This window comes from Streptococcus oralis (assembly GCF_026782285.1).
Lineage (GTDB): Bacteria > Bacillota > Bacilli > Lactobacillales > Streptococcaceae > Streptococcus > Streptococcus oralis_CG.
Window position 1 is genome coordinate 97,083 of the sequence record NZ_JAKUWG010000002.1, and the last position, 17,490, is coordinate 114,572.

17 protein-coding genes are annotated in these 17,490 nt (G+C 43.0%); 4 read left to right on the forward strand and 13 right to left on the reverse strand.

The features are described from left to right. Nucleotides 1-7 precede the first annotated feature (7 nt). From brnQ to recJ, 13 genes are all read right to left on the reverse strand, one after another. Complete coding sequence (brnQ, locus tag MK403_RS01590; protein ID WP_268708747.1) at nucleotides 8-1,333, reverse strand: branched-chain amino acid transport system II carrier protein; 1,326 nt, start codon at nucleotides 1,331-1,333, stop codon at nucleotides 8-10. Nucleotides 1,334-1,517: 184 nt separating this feature from the next. Next, on the reverse strand, nucleotides 1,518-1,805 hold the full coding sequence (locus MK403_RS01595; protein ID WP_125449216.1) for a rhodanese-like domain-containing protein: 288 nt from the start codon (nucleotides 1,803-1,805) through the stop codon (nucleotides 1,518-1,520). Nucleotides 1,806-1,826: 21 nt separating this feature from the next. Continuing rightward, complete coding sequence (locus tag MK403_RS01600; RefSeq protein ID WP_125449218.1) at nucleotides 1,827-2,318, reverse strand: prolyl-tRNA synthetase associated domain-containing protein; 492 nt, start codon at nucleotides 2,316-2,318, stop codon at nucleotides 1,827-1,829. Nucleotides 2,319-2,330: 12 nt separating this feature from the next. Further along, nucleotides 2,331-2,915, reverse strand: a complete 585-nt coding sequence (locus MK403_RS01605; protein WP_268708748.1) for a uracil-DNA glycosylase family protein — start codon at nucleotides 2,913-2,915, stop codon at nucleotides 2,331-2,333. Nucleotides 2,916-2,968: 53 nt separating this feature from the next. Continuing rightward, nucleotides 2,969-4,369: a dipeptidase PepV gene (pepV, locus tag MK403_RS01610; protein ID WP_268708749.1), complete on the reverse strand. Its 1,401-nt coding sequence runs from the start codon at nucleotides 4,367-4,369 to the stop codon at nucleotides 2,969-2,971. Nucleotides 4,370-4,381: 12 nt separating this feature from the next. Then, nucleotides 4,382-4,987 carry a nitroreductase family protein gene (locus MK403_RS01615; protein WP_268708750.1) on the reverse strand — a complete coding sequence of 202 codons (606 nt, stop codon included), beginning with the start codon at nucleotides 4,985-4,987 and terminating at the stop codon, nucleotides 4,382-4,384. Between the two features lie 185 nt (nucleotides 4,988-5,172). Next, the gene (locus MK403_RS01620) at nucleotides 5,173-5,697 is read right to left on the reverse strand and encodes a hypothetical protein (protein ID WP_268708751.1); all 525 of its coding nucleotides are present in this window, start codon (nucleotides 5,695-5,697) and stop codon (nucleotides 5,173-5,175) included. A gap of 156 nt (nucleotides 5,698-5,853) precedes the next feature. Beyond that, a complete protein-coding gene (locus MK403_RS01625; protein ID WP_268708752.1) occupies nucleotides 5,854-6,693 on the reverse strand; it encodes a metallophosphoesterase family protein in 840 nt (279 codons plus the stop codon). Further along, the gene (gene uvrC / locus MK403_RS01630) at nucleotides 6,683-8,530 is read right to left on the reverse strand and encodes an excinuclease ABC subunit UvrC (RefSeq protein WP_268708753.1); all 1,848 of its coding nucleotides are present in this window, start codon (nucleotides 8,528-8,530) and stop codon (nucleotides 6,683-6,685) included. The genes MK403_RS01625 and uvrC overlap by 11 nt, the downstream gene beginning before the upstream one ends. 101 nt (nucleotides 8,531-8,631) lie before the next feature. After that, the gene (locus tag MK403_RS01635) at nucleotides 8,632-9,333 is read right to left on the reverse strand and encodes a M57 family metalloprotease (RefSeq protein ID WP_268708754.1); all 702 of its coding nucleotides are present in this window, start codon (nucleotides 9,331-9,333) and stop codon (nucleotides 8,632-8,634) included. Nucleotides 9,334-9,437: 104 nt separating this feature from the next. Then, nucleotides 9,438-10,217 (reverse strand): alpha/beta hydrolase, encoded by a 780-nt coding sequence (locus tag MK403_RS01640; protein ID WP_268708755.1) that lies wholly within the window; start codon nucleotides 10,215-10,217, stop codon nucleotides 9,438-9,440. 69 nt (nucleotides 10,218-10,286) lie between these two features. Beyond that, on the reverse strand, nucleotides 10,287-11,948 hold the full coding sequence (locus tag MK403_RS01645; RefSeq protein WP_268708756.1) for a ribonuclease J: 1,662 nt from the start codon (nucleotides 11,946-11,948) through the stop codon (nucleotides 10,287-10,289). Nucleotides 11,949-12,121: 173 nt separating this feature from the next. Next, nucleotides 12,122-14,344 carry a single-stranded-DNA-specific exonuclease RecJ gene (gene recJ / locus MK403_RS01650; protein WP_268708840.1) on the reverse strand — a complete coding sequence of 741 codons (2,223 nt, stop codon included), beginning with the start codon at nucleotides 14,342-14,344 and terminating at the stop codon, nucleotides 12,122-12,124. Nucleotides 14,345-14,520: 176 nt separating this feature from the next. Here recJ and MK403_RS01655 point away from each other — a divergent pair, with 176 nt between their 5' ends. Genes MK403_RS01655 through MK403_RS01670 form a run of 4 tightly spaced genes read left to right on the forward strand, consistent with a single transcriptional unit; the run spans nucleotide 14,521 to nucleotide 17,443 of the window. After that, the gene (locus tag MK403_RS01655) at nucleotides 14,521-15,279 is read left to right on the forward strand and encodes an amino acid ABC transporter ATP-binding protein (RefSeq protein ID WP_268708757.1); all 759 of its coding nucleotides are present in this window, start codon (nucleotides 14,521-14,523) and stop codon (nucleotides 15,277-15,279) included. A gap of 10 nt (nucleotides 15,280-15,289) precedes the next feature. Further along, complete coding sequence (locus MK403_RS01660) at nucleotides 15,290-16,084, forward strand: transporter substrate-binding domain-containing protein (protein ID WP_268708758.1); 795 nt, start codon at nucleotides 15,290-15,292, stop codon at nucleotides 16,082-16,084. Between the two features lie 12 nt (nucleotides 16,085-16,096). Then, a complete protein-coding gene (locus MK403_RS01665; RefSeq protein ID WP_268708759.1) occupies nucleotides 16,097-16,774 on the forward strand; it encodes an amino acid ABC transporter permease in 678 nt (225 codons plus the stop codon). A 9-nt stretch (nucleotides 16,775-16,783) separates the two neighbouring features. Beyond that, nucleotides 16,784-17,443, forward strand: coding sequence for an amino acid ABC transporter permease (locus tag MK403_RS01670; protein WP_268708760.1), 660 nt, complete (start codon nucleotides 16,784-16,786; stop codon nucleotides 17,441-17,443). Nucleotides 17,444-17,490: the final 47 nt, after the last annotated feature.

The window sequence follows — 17,490 nt, forward strand, 5'->3', positions numbered from 1 at the left end:
CTATTTTTTATTCCATTTCAAAAACATCGCTTTCTTGCTTGTTTGGTAAAACCAAGGAAAGCAAAATTCCAATAATAGCTGGCACCAACCATGGTAGAGAGGCAGCTGCAAACGGAAGAGCATTGACAAGATTTGCTAGAAACTCAATCTTAAAGGAACTTCCAAGGACACTTGCAAGAGCAATAGCTGTAACGACTGCAATTGTCAATTGCATACCCGGTTTTGATAGGGCGACAAACTTATTAACAATCACGATCATCACAATGGCGATGGTGATTGGGTACAAGATTACCAGTACTGGCACTGAATACTTAATGATTGCATCAAGACCAAGGTTGGCAATAGCAAATCCAATCAAGGTAAAGGCAGTTGCATAGACCTTGTAGCTGATTTGTGGGAAACGTCCGTTAAAGAACTCTGCTGTCGACACAATCAAGCCAACTGTCGTTGTGAAGCAGGTTACAGTTACCATAACAGCAAGGAAGAGTTGAGCTGTTGAACCAAAGATTTCCTGAGTTGCTTGTGACAAAATATAAACACCTGGTGTTCCACCCTTCATCGCTTCTGCTGGTACAGGGAAGTGATTTCCAAGAAAACCTAAACCGATGTAAAGAGCGCTAAAGGCAAGAGCAACAACAATACCAACAACCCAAATAGTTGAAATGTACTCTTTCTTACTTGAGAATCCAAGTTGTTTCAAGGTTTGAACTGCAATCACACTAAAGGCAACTGAAGCAAGGGCATCCAAGGTATTATAACCTTCTAGGAATCCTGTACCAAAGGCAGAAGCTTGATAAGCAGCTGACGCAGTTTGAGGACTTGTTCCACCGTATTTGAAAGCTCCCAGTACAACCAAGATAACGATCAACAAGGCAAAAACTGGCGTTAAGATACGTCCGATTCGATCCAAAATCTTTGATGGATTGAGTGAAATCAGATAGGCTGCTGCAAAATACAGCACAGTAAAGATAATCAATCCTAGACCTTTATTTGCTTCAGACAAGAGGGGGCTAATCCCAACTTCGTAAGCTGTTGTAGCTGTACGCGGAATAGCAAAGAAGGGACCAATCGATAGATAGAGGACTGCAAGATAAAGAGTTGCAAACCAAGGTGAGATTTTCTTAGAAATCTCGTGAATGTATCCTTTCGGGTTTAGCGTTCCAATAATAAGTGTCAAGACGGCAATACCGACACCTGAAAAGACAAAACCTGCGATGGCAGGAAGAAACTGTTCTCCAGATAGGGCACCTAGAGAAGGTGGAAAAATCAAGTTTCCCGCACCAAAAAATATTCCAAACAGGAGCAAGCCTGTTAGGGCACCTTTTTTAGCCATAAAAATCTCCTTCATATTTCTAAAATACTGACCTAGTATACCATGATTAAGACTCTGAAAAAAGTATCCAAAATTAATCATTGAATGTTTTCAATATTTTTAAAAATAAGAATTATCTAAAAACAGAATCCCTCACTCAGTTGAAACCGAGCAAGGGAAGATTAGGATCTATCGCCATACAGTTTTAAAGATTTTCAAAGGCCGTCATTCCACCTTGGACATTGATGACCTTGTATCCATGCTCCTCTAAAAACTGGCAAGCACGAGCTGAACGAATGCCCGACTTACAGATGACATAATAGAGTTGGTCAAGTTCCAACTCTTGGTAGCGATCCGCTAACTCAGAAAGAGGAAGAAGCTGGACTCCTTCTAAGTGAAGGGCTTCAAATTCATCTACTTCCCTCACATCCAATACAGAAAGTGGCTCTTTCTGGTAAAGTTGGTAAAATTTGTCAAAAACAATTTCTTTCATCATTTCTTCTTTTTGATGCCATTAAGGCAAGATTAAAACCCCATAGGTAAATCCAATCGACTCTAAAAATCGGAACAAGTCTTGGGTTTTAATAAAGATGGTCTTTTCATTAGTATTGGGATGGAAAGTCATGATATCCTCCGATACAATGTCCTTATCAAAATAAACTAGAATGTCTTTTTCATCATTATTTAACAAACCAAAAGGTGATACTGTTCCTGCTGGTAGGTTCATTTTCTCAGCCAAGGAGTCCAATGAGGCCATGCGAATCCGATTGGCTCCCACTTGAACTTTAAAGTCATCCATATCCAATCGTTTCTTGTCATCCATTATGAGTAGATAGTACTGGGTTTTCTTCCTATTGGTCAAAAACATGGACTTAGTCCGGACTCCTTCCATTCCTTCAATATAGCTATCTGCCTGCTCCGTCGTAAATACAGACGGGTGCTCCACTACATCAAAGGTAATTCCCAACTCTTGCAAGGTATTAGCTACTTGTTGATAGGCATCCATAGTTTTTCTCCTTTATTGATGAATAATCTTTTGTACCAGTGCTTGCAATTCTGGCACCACTTCTACCTCAAACCAAGGATTTTTGGCCATCCAGATTTGATTTCGTGGTGACGGGTGAACTAAAGGAAAATACTCTGGCAAATAGTCTTTGTAGCGTTTTACTCGCTCTGTCACCTTGCCACTAACCTTCTCATGAAGATAATAGGCCTGAGCATATTGCCCAATCAAGAGAGTTAATTGAATATTTGGACATTCCTTGAGGAGTTGTGGGTGCCATTTTTCGGCAAAGCCTTTACGGGGGGGAAGGTCGCCTGATTTCCCATGTCCTGGGAAATAAAAGTCCATAGGAATAACTGCAAACAACCCTGAATTGTAAAAGGTGTCTTCATCAACACCTAACCAATCCCGCAAGCGGTCGCCACTCTTATCCTTCCAATAAATCCCAGCTTCTTGTGTTTTAAGTCCAGGAGCCTGACCGACAATATTGATGCGAGCAGTTTTTGGCGCCGCAAAGAGAGGTTCGATTCCGCGTTCTGTGTAGCTGGCATTCTGTGGATCCACCATAATGGCCTGCTTGATTCTTTCGATTTGAGACATCTGTTTTCCCTCCAAAAAGAAGTCTAAGCATAAAATCTCAGACTCCTATCGTTTTATTTGATCAATTCATAAATAGCTTCAGCATAGATTGCTGCTGCTCGGAAGAGATCGTCCAAGGCGATAAATTCGTTGGCTTGGTGCATGGTATCGATTGAGTCCGGGAACATAGCACCGTAGGCAACCCCACGTTCCAGCAAGCGACCGAAGGTACCACCACCGATGACTTGTTCATGACCTTGAAGTCCAGTTTGTTTTTCATAGACATTCAACAAGGTTTGCACAAGTGGATCTTCCATTGGTACATAGTGAGGGGTGTGACCGTGTTCAGAAAGGCTAACAGAAGCAACTGGCAAGTTTTCAAGGACTGACTTGATTTGTTCTGGGCTTGTTCCTTTTGGATAACGGAAGTTGAGGGCAATGGTATTGTCAGCACTTGTTTCATCAAAGCGGAAGACACCGGCATTCATAGAAAGGGCACCCATCTTTTCATCAACATGAGCAACCTTGAGATTTTCACCTTCATGGTCATTCAAGAGAATCTTACCAGCGATGTCAAGGTAGTCTTTTGCAGGCCCAGTAAAGTCAAACTGACTGAGGAAAAGGGCCAGGTAGGTCGCACCATTGACGCCTGAAGCAGGCATAGCACCATGGGCTGATTTACCAATGATGGTCACCTTGTACTGACCGTTTTCTTCTTGGAGTTCTCCTCTAAGTTTGTGCTCTGCAACAAAGGCATCTAGTTTAGCTTGCAAGTCATCCAAGACACCTGAAACGACTGCTGTTGCTGATTCAGGTACCATGTTTTCACGCAATCCACCTGTGAAGCTGTGAAGACGGGCAGCGCCTGCATTTTCACCTGCAAAGTGAAGATATTCAGTGATGTTTCCTTTTTCACCATTGATGATTGGAAATTCAGCATCTGGTGAGAAACCAAAGTCTGGTTTAGCAAGTCCTACATGTTCAAAGTAGTAGTCCATGTCTGCCCAGCCTGATTCTTCATCTGTTCCGACGATGAAGCGAACTTTCTTAGAAGTTGGAAGGCCCAATTCCTTGATGATTTTCAAACCATAGTAACAAGCTGTTGTAGGACCCTTGTCGTCCGAAGCTCCGCGCGCATAAAGACGACCGTCTTTGATAGTTGGTGTGTAAGGATCTGTGTCCCAACCGCTACCAGCAGGCACCACGTCCATGTGGGCAAAAACTCCAAGAACTTCTTCTCCATCACCAAATTCAAAATGTCCTGCGTAGTTGTCAACATTTTTAGTTGGGTAGCCATCACGGTCTGCGATTTCAAGGAATTTTTCCAAGGCTTTTACTGGGCCAGGTCCAAATGGATGCTCAGCATCCGCCTTGCTGTCATCACGTTCTGAGTTGATTTCCAAAAGGCTAAACAAGTCAGCCAAGAGGTCTTCTTTGCGTTTTTCTACTTCTGCTGTAAAATCAATTGCTGTCATTTTTTCTTCTTTCTATCTTTTCTCGATGATTTCATCTACTGGCAAGCGGTAGCTTGGTTCCAATTTTTCATCTGTGTAACCCACTGTAATCAAAAGTTCTAGACGGAAACGATCTTCGATATTCAAAACCTCATTGGCCTTTGATTTGTCAAATCCAAGAATAATGTTAGAACCGATTCCTTGGTCTGTCAGAGCCAGAACCAAGTTCATGGCAACCAAACCTGCATTGAGGGCTAGGTAGTCGCTGACTTGTTGTTCACTGTAACGTGCAAATTCAGCAGGCAAATTCTTCATATAATATTGAAGTTGCTCTTCTGAGAAGTTCTTTGCACCACCAACGCGGGCAATCTTGCGGGCACGTTTGGCAAGGTCTGTATCTGTAAACAAGGCAATGGTTACAGGCGCTGATGATACCTGCTCAAAGTTCGAACCATATGCCAACTTTGCCAGTTCAGCATTTTTTTCACGAACAACCACAAACTTCCATGGCTGGCTGTTGTGAGCACTTGGGGCCAAGGTTGCGATTTCGATAGCCGTACGTACATCTTTGGGATCCACCGGCTTATCAGTAAAATGCTTAGTCGCATGACTTTTTTTATTCAATTCAAGAAATTTCATAATCGATTTCCTTTTCTAATTCTACTGCATCCATTCTACCATATTTTGAAAGAGCTTGCAGAGATTTTTCATAGAGTTAGTACTTCTTTCAAACTCTCTGCTATTAATTTGGAGCTATTTAAGTAGGTATCGCTTTAGATTTGAAGCAATCAAAAAGCAGGTGATCGAACACCTACTTTCTTATATTATTGACCAGATGTGTATGGAGCAATTGCTTTATAAGCCGCTTCCAGCGCTTTCTTCATTGTGTCACGTCCAGTTTTCAACTGTTGAACAAATAGAGTACGAGTTTGTTCTGGCACTACTGTATCATCAGAACCAATACTTGAAAGGCTTTCGTTAAATGACTCTCTTACAGTCTCCATAGACTTAAGCGCTGGTTCAACTTGGGCGTTATATGCTTCTTTTCCACTCTCTGGAATTTTTTCCCCAATTTCAACTGCATGCTTTTTATAATTGTCGACTAATTTGCCAAAGACTTTCTTCACATCTCCAACAGTTTTAGCATTGTCAATTTCTTCATCGGTGATCAAAACAACCTCATTATTTTCTGTCTTTGAACCAGACGTTGTTGATGAAGTCTCTGAAGAAGAAGTTTGTTCTACAGAGCTTGAAGTCTTAGTCGAAGAGTCAGACGTTGTTTTCCCTGAACATGCTGCTAAAACAACAACAGATAACAGAGCCATACTGGCTGTAATAATTTTCTTCATAATGTTCTCCTTTTTATTAAGAATTAAGTTCATTGTATAACAAAATAATTTCAATGTCAAACTTTAGCTAAGCCATCTTTTCTTCCTTATCGTCTGACTCTCTTCTAAGCAATTCGGCTACCACCTCACTTCAAATTAAGGGCATCCATTTTATTTCTAACTTTGCAGGAAATCAAAATACTCCTTCACATCTTCTACATACCCGTGCTTTTCAATTAAACTAGCTAAGAGTTCTAGATTGTGCCCCTGATAGTTATCTTCTCGTCGTAGCTCTTCATACATTTCGATAAAGGGAAGACCCTTGGACTTGGCCAATTCTAACTCCGCTTCATAGTCATAAGAAACTTTTCGGAATAGAATATTTACCAATTCCCCATCTTCCACTTCTATCACGGCATACTGGGCACGGTGATTTTTTAACGCTTCCCAATCAAAATAGGGCATGCCAATCGAACCAGGGTTGATAATTTGTTGCCCTTGGCTGCCATAGCGAAGCAACTGTTTGTGAACATGACCATAGACTGCCACGTCCGTTTCCTCATCTAGGAGTTGGTCAAATTTATCTGTGTTATTCCCAACAGACAAGTCACCACCATAGTTCTTATCAGGCAAATTATGAGAAAGAGAAAAACGCAGCCCATCAATTTCTTTCTTCGCAACCATAGGCAGACTCCGCAGCCAAGCGATCTGATCGGGATCCATTCGCTCCATCAAATACTGGGTCATACGCAAGAGCTGAACTTCCTGTGGGTCTTCTAAGCCACATTGCCCATCTAAAGCCTCAAGTACACAATCATCCCAATTGCCTCGAACACTTGCTGTGATAGGAAGGCCCTTTAGTAGGGCGACCAAGTCATTTGCACCTGGACCAGGGAGGAAAATGTCTCCCAGAAGCCAGTATTCATTGGCTCCTTGAGTTTTAGCATCTGCAATCACTGCTTCTAGTGCCGTTGCATTGCCATGAATATCTGATAAAATTGCGATTTTATGGTTCATGATACTCTCCTTCTGTTTGATAATCTACTTTATCTTCCGCCACTTGAGCCAATTCCACTGCCTCCTGCGGGTTCAACTTTCTTTGCACAGCTTCTGCTACTGCTCTTGGTACTCCAACTTCGACAATTTCATCCACACTAGCTTCCTTGATTTTAGTCAAAGACTTGAAATGTTTCATGAGATTTTGCTTGCGTTTAGGTCCTAGCCCTTCAATCCCATCCAATTGAGATGAAAAAGAATTTTTGGAGCGTAGTTGACGGTGGAAGGTGATGGCAAAGCGGTGCACCTCATCTTGGATGCGTTGGAGGAGGAAAAATTCCTGAGAATTGCGAGATAACTCCACTACTTCCAGCGGATCTCCAAAGAGCAGCTCGTGGGTTTGGTGCTTGTCATTCTTTTGCAGACCTGCAATAGGAATATCCAAACCTAGCTCTTCTTGAATGACCTGCTTGGCAATATTGACTTGACCTTGTCCCCCATCAATGACAATCAAATCTGGAGGGGTTAAACCATCACGTTGAACTCGGCCATAGCGTCTGCGAATGACTTCTCTCATACTAGCATAATCGTCTGGACCCACAACTGTTTTTATCTTGTACTTACGGTAGTCTTTTTTACTCGGTTTCCCATTGACAAAGACCACCATAGCTGAAACAGGGCTGGTTCCCATGATATTAGAGTTATCAAAGGACTCGATACGAACCGGAGTCGGGATTTGGAGCAAGCGTCCTAGATTTTCAATAGCCCCTTGGGTCTTTTCGACAGATTTTTCTAGCAGATTGAACTTCTGCTCCAGACTAACACGGGCATTTTTTATAGCTAGATTGACCAGTTGCTTTTTCTCTCCACGTTGGGGTTTGATAATCTTGGTATCCACCAAGGCCTTGACTGCTTCTTCATCAATATCCTGCGGAATCAATACCTCATTGGGAACCAGGTGGGATTTTTCTTGATAAAACTGCCCCACGTAGGTCAAAAAGTCCTCATCCGGATCATTGTAGTAGGGGAAGAGATTGACATCCCGCTCGATGAGTTTTCCCTGACGAACAAAGAAAACCTGAACACACATCCAGCCCTTGTCCACATAGTAACCAAAGACATCCCGATTTTGCAAATCTTTCGCCATGACCCGTTGCTTGGTCCGAAGCGTTCCAATGGCCTGAATCAAGTCACGGTATTCCGCCGCACGTTCAAACTCCATAGTCTGAGCTGCCGCAGCCATTTTTCCCTTGAGGTCATCGATGATTTTGTCATCCTGTCCTTTTAGGAAATCAGAAACCTCCTGAGCCATGGAATGGAAATAAGCCTCATCTTTTTTACAGATGGTGTGAGCCATACATTGGCCAATATGGTAATAAAAACAGACTTTAGAGGGTGGGTTGGTACATTTCCGAAAAGGAAAAATCCGGTCCAATAGTCTCTTGATTTCATTGGCTGCCCCCACATCTGGATAGGGACCAAAGTAGAGACCACCGTCCTTTTTGACCTGACGGGTGATAATCAATCGAGGATAGCGCTCATTGGTGACTTTGATGAAAGGATAGGACTTATCATCCTTGAGCATGATATTGTACTTGGGCTTGTTTTCCTTGATAAGGTTAATTTCCAGCAGAAGGGCTTCAATATTAGACTCAGTGACGATAAATTCAAAATCCACAATCTCAGATACCAGAGCCTCCGTCTTGGTATCATGACTTCCACGGAAATAGGAGCGCACGCGATTGCGCAGATTTTTAGCCTTTCCTACATAGATAATGGTGCCATTTTTATCCTTGTGAATGTAACAACCAGGACTAGTCGGCAAGAGCTCCAGTTTTGATTTGATCAAGTTATTCATAGTTCCATTATAGCAAAAAGCCTGTGACAGGACGAACAAAAAGCCCCACCCACCGCTTGATGGAGGAGCTTTGGTTTCATTTTAGATTGTACCGACTTCATCTAGTCGCTACTGGTATAGAGTTCTTGAACAGCTTTCACATCCCGAGGCTGAATTCCATAGTAAGAACCCGCTGGCTGCATGACAGAAGTTTCGTTGGTATGATCCAATCCGATGGCATGCCCCAGCTCGTGCTCCGCCGTGTGCACAATCCGTTCATAAGAATAACCATAGTTTGGATTGGATAGATAATAGTGATTCAGGCGAACCGTTACAGATATAAATTGTTTGGTTAACAAATTGGTTTGACTCTCGGCTTGACCAGCTACAGCGGTCGATCCATCATTCATCTCACTTGCCACAATATCTGCCTGACTAGGGTCCGCAACCACCTCAAAGGTAAAAGCTCCCGTTTGATTCCAGTTTTTTATGGCTTCTGCATAGGCACCTTGGAAGGTCTCATCCATTTGAGGCTCAATATAGATGCGAGCTGATGCCTGAGCCCACTTGCCTTCTGCATGTTGGTGACTGTCTGTCTGAGACAAGACTTCCAGCGTTCCCGTCTCCCTCCATTGATTCCAGCCACCTTGACCAATCTGGCTCATTTTTTCAACCTGATTGACCGCAGAATGAAAATCACCAGACAGATACCAAACCACTCCAAAGGCAATGAGAAGTAGAATAACCACAGTCCAAACCAGACGCCAGAAGAAACGCCAAATTCCCAAAAGAAATCGGAACAATAATCGAATAATCCAGAACATGACGCTCCACCTTTCATAAAAATAAGAATCTATCTTGAAATCACATTCTCCTTGATTAAGATAGATTCTCTATTTTACTGAAGAAAGCTGAAAGAAACCTAAAACTAAGATAAGCGCTCTTCCAAAACAAAGTCAATTGGTAGAGTAGCCAAAAAACGCTCCAATTGTTTTTCCCAATAGTACCACTCGTGCTTACCTGGACTATGACTATAGGTCACCTCAAAACCAAGCTTTTTGAGGTTTCTCACTGCGAGATTATTGGCAGAGTAGAGATAATCTTGCTCTCCACACCAAGCCCATAGTTTGGTCTTTTTATCGGATTTTGCAGCCATGCTTTCAAGCGAATGAGGACTAGCTGTCCAGTCTTTAATCTCTCCAAAAATTCCTCGCCAGTAGGCAAGCGATCCCAGATCCTGACTTTCAGGAGAAAATTCTTGAAAACTGAGCGCACCAGAAAAACTAGCCGCATGAGAAAAACGATTCGTCGATAGAGCGAGTTTAAAGGAGCCGTAGCCACCCATGGAGAGGCCTGCAATAAAGGTCTTTTCTCGCTTGCTGGTCATATTGGGGAAGAAACGTTTCATAACCTGAGGTAACTCTTCTGCTAGAGCAGTAAAGTAGTTAAAACCGTACTGGGTATCTGTGTACCAGCCATTGCTAGTATTGGGCATGATAACAATGAGATTGGTTCCGCGCAACAAGCGTTCGACATTGGTACGTTTGAGCCAGCTATTTTGATTTCCTGACATTCCGTGCAAAAGATAAAGGACAGGAATATCTGTGCAATCTAGTTCAGTCACCCGACTAGCATCTGGATAGAGTACGATAACGCCCCACTCCATATCCAAAACTTCTGAGTAATACTCAATATTCATAACTGCCATGGTTTTCTCCTTTATACTATTCTATAAGAAAAAGCCGAAATTCGACTTTTTCTGTAGGTATTCTGCTTCTCATTTTGCTTCCATCACGACTGGCAAGATTGCTGGACGACGCTTAGTTTGATCAAAGAGATATTTGGTCAAATTATCACGAACCTTGCCTTTGAGCTCTGCCCAGTCAAAATCATCACCTTGAAGATACTCTTCTACCGTTTGGTTAATCAATTCTGAGCTTTCACGAAGAATATCGCGGCTCTTCTTGAGATAAACAAATCCACGCGTATGAACACGAGCCTTGGCCACAATTTTCTTCTCACGACGGTTGACAGTGATCGCCACGATAAAGATTCCATCCTCTGACAAGACTTTACGGTCACGAAGGACGACATTTCCAACATCTCCGATGGCATTTCCGTCAATCAAGACATCACCTGCAGGAACAGCTCCAGCTGGAACAAAGTCTCCATGTTCATAAGACATGGTCGTTCCCTTTTTAGGGATGAAAATGCGTTCTGGCAACATTCCAACTGCCATGGCAGCCTTGGCATGCGCATCCAACTCACGGTACTCCCCTTGGATAGGGAAGAGGTATTTTGGTTTCAAGAGATTGATCATCAACTGCAAATCACGCGCATTCCCATGTCCTGATACTCGCAAGCTTTGGGTAATGAGTTTCACCACACCACCAGCTTGGTAGATCATGTTTTCAACACGCGCCATGACGGCTTCTTTGGCGATAGACGGAGTGGTTACGATATAAACCAAGTCCCCATCTTTGATTTCCACATAGCGGTGACGTCCGATAGACATCTTACGAAGTCCATTAATAGGCTCACCCATACGACCAGTCTCAAGGATAATCAACTCATGGTCTTCAAATCGAGACATTTCTTTTGGTTTAATCAAGAGACTTTCGTTGGCTAGAGATAATTTTTTGAGACGAATCGCAGTGCGGACGATATTTTCAATATCAAATCCAGTCAGAACAACTCGGCGACCTGTATCTGCTGCAGCATCAAAAACCTGCTGGATACGAGAGAGGTTGCTGGCAACTGCTGCAACGATGATACGACCTTCCCAGTCTGCAATGGTCTGGGTAATTTCCTCTCCAACTTCACTCTCGCTCGCCACCTGGATATTGCTATCCGCATTCGCAGAATCACTGAGGAGCGCCAAGACACCCTCACGACCGATTTCTGCCAAACGGGCAAAATCCGTCGCATAGGATTTACTAGCCGTCTGGTCAAACTTGAAGTCACCTGTGTAAACAATACTGCCTTTTGGAGTTTTCAAGACAACTCCCAAACTTTCCGGGATGGAGTGAGTTGTACGGAAGAAGGAAACTACAGTTCCTCCAAAGTCAATTTCTGTATCCTCATCAATCACATGGAAGTCATTGAATTTCTTAACCGTATCATTTCCTTTGACAAAGAGTTTGGCCAACTCAATGGTCAACTCAGAGCCAAACACAGGCACCTTCGCTTCTGCCAAAAGGTAAGGCAGAGCTCCAATGGCATCCGCATGTCCGTGGGTCAAGAAGACCCCTGCGATACGGTCGCTATTTTCAAAAAGGTAGTCCATATTTGGAATGACGACATCAACCCCAAGTTGTTCATTTTCAGGGTATTTAAGCCCTGCATCCAAAACAAAAATCGAATCGCCGATCTCAGCAATGTACATATTTTTCCCGTTTTCACGTACACCACCTAGTGTTGTTAAACTGATATTACTCATTTTCCCTCCGAAACTTAATCTATCTTGATTATAGGGTAGGTTTACCCTCTTATTCTAAAAGTTCTAAAACTTTCAGCCGAATCTTTTCCTACCATTATACCATTTTTTTGATGATTTTCAAAATGAAGATTTGTTTCCAAAAAAGAGCTGGTTGCCCAACTCTTTCCTACCTTCTAGTTTTCTTCCATCAAAAAATCATACATTTCTTGCACCGTACCCAGCGCCATCATTTCTTGATTTTTTACAGTTTGTTTGAGATTTTGGTAAATCTGACTTTCACTAATTTCCCTTTTCGGCGCTTCTTTATTGACTGTCATGACACCATCTTTGATCGTCACAAAGCCCAGCTCTTCAAATACTTGAATCATCTTGACCAGCAAGATTTGTTGGATATTGAGATAAGCCGCCAAATCTTTCAACTTATAACGAATATCAAATTCCGGGAACTGGTAAATGGTCTTGTACAATTTTGCAAACTGTTCTCTAGTCCCGTAACCTGTCAGATAGTAGGCCTTATCGATGTCATTTTTGAAATAGACAGCAGAGAAATCCTGTTCCTGAAAAATGGCCTTCAGCAAGGTAATATCTTCAGGAATGGTTTTCACAACCACAGCATCACTGGTCGCTAATTCTGGTAATTCTCCAGCAAAGTCCAAGACTGGAACCCCTTCTGGCAAGACTGCATTCTTCCCACGAATGTTAAAGAGTTGAACACCCTCCACACGCGCATCCACCATCATCAACTGGAGGGCAGTTTGCCCATTCCATTGGTTGACAGACAAGGTGACTGCCAATTCTAGATTCTTGGTTTGAGCAAACTCTGTTGCCCATCTACCTTGTCCAAAGGCCACCACTTCAAAACTCGCCTCACCCTTGGAAATTTTTAGTTTTAGGTGGACATTTCCTGCTCCCATGGTACGAGCACTTTCGACATGAAAATCCTTGATATAAAAGACAGGTTTCTGATTGTCCATTCCAAAAGGTGCCAAACGTTCAAAACTTTTAACCGTTTCTAAACTAAGGGTCTCCAAGTCCAACTCTTCATCTAGATTTAACTTGTTCTTGCCAACAGCATCTGCACCTTTTTCACGGACATAGTCTTCCAAGACTTGAGATAAATCTGGAAGCTTCTCCACTTCCAGCGTCATTCCAGCTGCACCAGCATGGCCGCCAAAGGCGATAAAGAGGTCTCGATGGGGATCCAGAGCTTCAAAAATATCGACCGCTTCCACACTACGAGCACTGCCCTTGGCACGATCTTCTTCTATACTAAGAACGATGACTGTCTGCCCTAGTTCTTCCAACAAACGACCAGCAACGATACCCAGAACCCCAGGATTCCAGCCTTCCTTGGCCAAAATCTGGACCTTCTTCTCAGGATCTACCATGGTCTTAGCTTCTTCATAGATTGACTGAACGATCTCCTTACGTTCTTCATTTTTCTGGTGAATCATGAGGGCAATCTCATGTGCTTCCTCGTCGTCAAACCCAGTCAACAAATCAATAGCTGGATTAGGATCATCTAAACGCCCCAAGGCATTTAAACGAGGGGCAATCTGAAAGCCAACCGTTTCTTCTGTAACTTCATTCGCAGCAATCCCAGCCATATCCAGCATTTCTTGTAGACCAATACGCTGAGTATGCCCCAGCATTTCCAGACCATATTGAACCAAAATACGGTTTTCATCCGTCAAACTTACCATATCCGCAATGGTACCGATAGCTACCAAATCGAGTAGCTCCACTTGGACTTCCTCTAAAAGGGCACAAGCCAGCTTAAAGGCCACTCCGCAACCAGCTAACTGTTTGAAGGGATAGTCCGCATCTGGATGCTCGGGGTGAACGATGGCATAGGCATCAGGAAGGGATTCCGGCATGGAATGGTGGTCAGTCACAATGACATCCACTCCCATAGACTGGGCCAATTCAATGGCTTCGTGACCTGCAACCCCATTGTCCACTGTCACAATCAAGGAAATACCTTCTTGCTCGATAAAGTATTTATAGACACTGGCATTGGGACCATAGCCATCAGTAAAACGATTTGGCAAATAAACACGGCATTCAGCGCCAAGCTGTTCCAAACTTTCCTTAACAATCGACGCTGAAGTCATACCATCTGCATCGTAGTCTCCATAGATGAGAATGTTTTCCCCTTCTTCAATGGCCTGACGAATCCGTTCTACTGCCTTGTCCATATCATGGAGCAGATAGGGGTCATGTAAGTCCTCTAAAGAAGGTTCTAAAAACTTCTTTAGACTTTCTTCATCCTGAATCCCTCTTTCAAATAATAACCTAGCCACTTCAGGACCCAGTCCAGCCTTCTTGGCTATCTTTGTAAAATCCGCATCTTCAACCTGCGGGGCAAACTGCCATTCATAAGTAGGAGTTATCAAAAAAACATCCACTCTTTCTAAGAATTCTATCGTTTCATTATAACATGATTTAGGCATTTTCTCTATCCAGATTGCTTTTTTATAACATTTTAGTGAATTTTTTCAGATATGATTTGACAAGAACATTCTTTTGTTGTAGAATCATGTTATAAAATCTAACACATAGGAGATCTCTCATGGCTTTAGTAGAATTTAAAAACGTCGAAAAATATTACGGAGACTACCACGCACTCCGCGACATCAATCTCCGTTTTGAAAAAGGACAAGTCGTTGTCCTGCTTGGACCTTCTGGTTCTGGAAAGTCCACTCTTATCCGTACGATCAATGGTTTAGAGGCTGTTGACAAAGGAAATCTCCTAGTCAATGGACACCAAGTAGCAGGTGCTAGCCAGAAAGATTTAGTTCCTCTTCGTAAGGAAGTCGGCATGGTTTTCCAACATTTTAACCTTTACCCACACAAAACTGTGTTAGAAAACGTAACACTTGCACCCATAAAAGTTCTAGGAATTGATAAAAAAGAAGCTGAAAAAACAGCCCAAAAATATCTGGAATTTGTAAATATGTGGGACAAGAAAGATTCCTATCCAGCTATGCTATCTGGTGGTCAAAAACAGCGAATCGCCATCGCTCGTGGTCTTGCCATGCATCCGGAGCTCCTCCTCTTTGACGAGCCAACATCTGCTCTTGACCCTGAGACTATCGGAGATGTTCTAGCAGTTATGCAAAAACTGGCACATGACGGGATGAATATGATCATCGTTACCCACGAAATGGGCTTCGCCCGAGAGGTTGCGGACCGCATTATCTTTATGGCTGACGGGGAAGTTTTAGTAGATACGACAGATGTCGATGACTTTTTCGACAATCCAAGCGAACCTCGTGCCCAACAATTCCTCAGCAAAATTATCAACCACGAAAGTGACAAAGTCAAATAAGGAGGCGCCTATGAAAAAGAAACTCTTTTTATCAGCATTATTGATTAGCCTTTTCAGCCTTGCTGCTGCCAAACCAGTCCAAGCCGATACCAGCGTCGCAGACATTCAAAAAAGAGGCGAACTAGTTGTCGGTGTCAAACAAGACGTTCCCAATTTTGGCTACAAGGACCCCAAGACAGGGACCTATTCTGGTATCGAAACCGACTTGGCCAAGATGATTGCGGATGAGCTCAAGGTCAAGGTTCGCTACGTGCCTGTTACCGCTCAAACCCGTGGCCCACTTCTTGACAATGAACAGGTCGATTTGGATATCGCGACCTTTACCATCACAGAAGAACGTAAAAAACTCTACAACTTCACCAGTCCCTACTATACGGATGCTTCTGGTTTTTTGGTCAATAAATCCGCCAACATCAAAAGCATTGAGGACCTAAACGGCAAAACGATTGGGGTTGCCCAAGGATCCATCACCCAGCGCTTGATTACTGAACTGGGTAAAAAGAAAGGTCTGAAGTTTAAATTCGTAGAACTTGGTTCCTATCCAGAATTGATTACTTCCCTTCACGCTCACCGTATCGATGCCTTTTCCGTGGATCGCTCTATCCTGTCTGGCTACACCAGTAAACGAACAGAACTACTAGATGATAGTTTCAAGCCATCTGACTACGGTATTGTTACCAAGAAATCAAACACTAAGCTCAACGATTATCTTGATAACTTGGTCACTAAATGGAGCAAGGACGGTAGTTTGCAGAAACTTTATGACCGTTACAAGCTCAAACCATCTAGCCATACTGCAGATTAAGGAGGACACCCCATGACAGATTTATCATCTTGGACAGCCTATTTTCAGGATTTTGGGCAATTTTTCAATGGTTTCCTCTTCACTCTTGCCCTAGCTATTGGATCCTTTATCCTAGCTATGGTCTTAGGAATCATCTTTGGAATCCTATCAACTAGCAAACATCAAATTTTAAGAATTTTGGCTCGTATCTTTGTCGAATTTTACCAAAATACCCCCCTCTTGGTACAGTTTGTTATTGTTTTTTATGGCCTACCTCTGATCAGTGAACACACCATCATGATTCCGATTTATTGGACTGCTGTTCTCTGCGTGGGACTCTATCACGGCGCCTATATCGCCGAGGTGATTCGTTCAGGGATTCAGTCTATTCCTAGCGGTCAGATGGAAGCTGCCTTGTCACAAGGTTTCACCTATATCAGTGCCATGCGCTTGATTATCTTGCCTCAGGCCTTCCGTATCATTCTCCCTCCTTTGACCAACCAAATCGTTAACCTCATCAAGAATACCTCTACCGTAGCTATCATCTCTGGAGTAGACTTGATGTTTGTGACCAAGTCTTGGTCAGCTCTCAACGGAAACTACATCCCAGCCTTTCTAGGCGCTGCCTTACTCTACTTTGCCCTTTGCTTCCCTGTCGCCCAGTTTGGTCGCAAGATGGAGCAAGCCAATAAAAAAGCCTATTCATTTTAGGAGGTTACTATGGAATCTATTTTAGAAGTTTTGACCCCAGATAACCTAATCTTTATCTTTAAAGGATTTGGCTTGACCCTCTACATTTCTCTGATTGCTATCGTCCTCTCGACCCTTATCGGAACAGTGCTAGCCGTCATGAGAAATGGTAAAAATCCTGTCTTACGGATCATCTCCAGCATTTATATTGAGTTTGTGCGCAATGTTCCCAACCTACTCTGGATTTTTACCATCTTTTTGGTGTTCAAGATGAAGTCCACACCAGCTGGTATTACCGCCTTCACCCTCTTTACATCAGCAGCCTTGGCTGAGATTATCCGTGGTGGTCTCAATGCCGTAGACAAGGGACAATACGAAGCGGGAATGTCGCAAGGATTTACCTCTATGCAAATCCTCTACCATATCATTCTCCCACAAGCGATCCGCAAAATGCTTCCGGCTATCATTTCTCAGTTTGTAACTGTGATTAAGGATACCAGCCTTCTCTACTCTGTTATCGCCCTACAAGAACTCTTTGGCGCTAGCCAAATTCTCATGGGACGCTACTTCGAGCCAGAGCAGGTCTTCAGTCTTTATATCCTGATTGCCCTCATCTACTTCAGCTTTAACCTATCAATCTCTAGCCTGTCTCGCATGCTAGCCAAACGTTGGCAACAAGCTGCGGAATAAAAAAAGAAATGTGAACCAACAACAGGGGTTCACATTTTTTGCTATAA

Bases quoted from the DNA above. Each gene is read 5' to 3' on its own strand.
- MK403_RS01635 (WP_268708754.1), bottom strand. From the start codon at position 9,333: ATGTTCTGGATTATTCGATTATTGTTCCGATTTCTTTTGGGAATTTGG.
- MK403_RS01605 (WP_268708748.1), bottom strand. From the start codon at position 2,915: ATGTCTCAAATCGAAAGAATCAAGCAGGCCATTATGGTGGATCCACAG.
- MK403_RS01625 (WP_268708752.1), bottom strand. From the start codon at position 6,693: ATGAACCATAAAATCGCAATTTTATCAGATATTCATGGCAATGCAACG.
- MK403_RS01600 (WP_125449218.1), bottom strand. From the start codon at position 2,318: ATGGATGCCTATCAACAAGTAGCTAATACCTTGCAAGAGTTGGGAATT.
- MK403_RS01660 (WP_268708758.1), top strand. From the start codon at position 15,290: ATGAAAAAGAAACTCTTTTTATCAGCATTATTGATTAGCCTTTTCAGC.
- MK403_RS01645 (WP_268708756.1), bottom strand. From the start codon at position 11,948: ATGAGTAATATCAGTTTAACAACACTAGGTGGTGTACGTGAAAACGGG.
- MK403_RS01665 (WP_268708759.1), top strand. From the start codon at position 16,097: ATGACAGATTTATCATCTTGGACAGCCTATTTTCAGGATTTTGGGCAA.
- MK403_RS01670 (WP_268708760.1), top strand. From the start codon at position 16,784: ATGGAATCTATTTTAGAAGTTTTGACCCCAGATAACCTAATCTTTATC.
- MK403_RS01615 (WP_268708750.1), bottom strand. From the start codon at position 4,987: ATGAAATTTCTTGAATTGAATAAAAAAAGTCATGCGACTAAGCATTTT.
- MK403_RS01620 (WP_268708751.1), bottom strand. From the start codon at position 5,697: ATGAAGAAAATTATTACAGCCAGTATGGCTCTGTTATCTGTTGTTGTT.
- pepV (WP_268708749.1), bottom strand. From the start codon at position 4,369: ATGACAGCAATTGATTTTACAGCAGAAGTAGAAAAACGCAAAGAAGAC.
- uvrC (WP_268708753.1), bottom strand. From the start codon at position 8,530: ATGAATAACTTGATCAAATCAAAACTGGAGCTCTTGCCGACTAGTCCT.
- MK403_RS01655 (WP_268708757.1), top strand. From the start codon at position 14,521: ATGGCTTTAGTAGAATTTAAAAACGTCGAAAAATATTACGGAGACTAC.
- brnQ (WP_268708747.1), bottom strand. From the start codon at position 1,333: ATGGCTAAAAAAGGTGCCCTAACAGGCTTGCTCCTGTTTGGAATATTT.
- MK403_RS01640 (WP_268708755.1), bottom strand. From the start codon at position 10,217: ATGGCAGTTATGAATATTGAGTATTACTCAGAAGTTTTGGATATGGAG.
- MK403_RS01595 (WP_125449216.1), bottom strand. From the start codon at position 1,805: ATGAAAGAAATTGTTTTTGACAAATTTTACCAACTTTACCAGAAAGAG.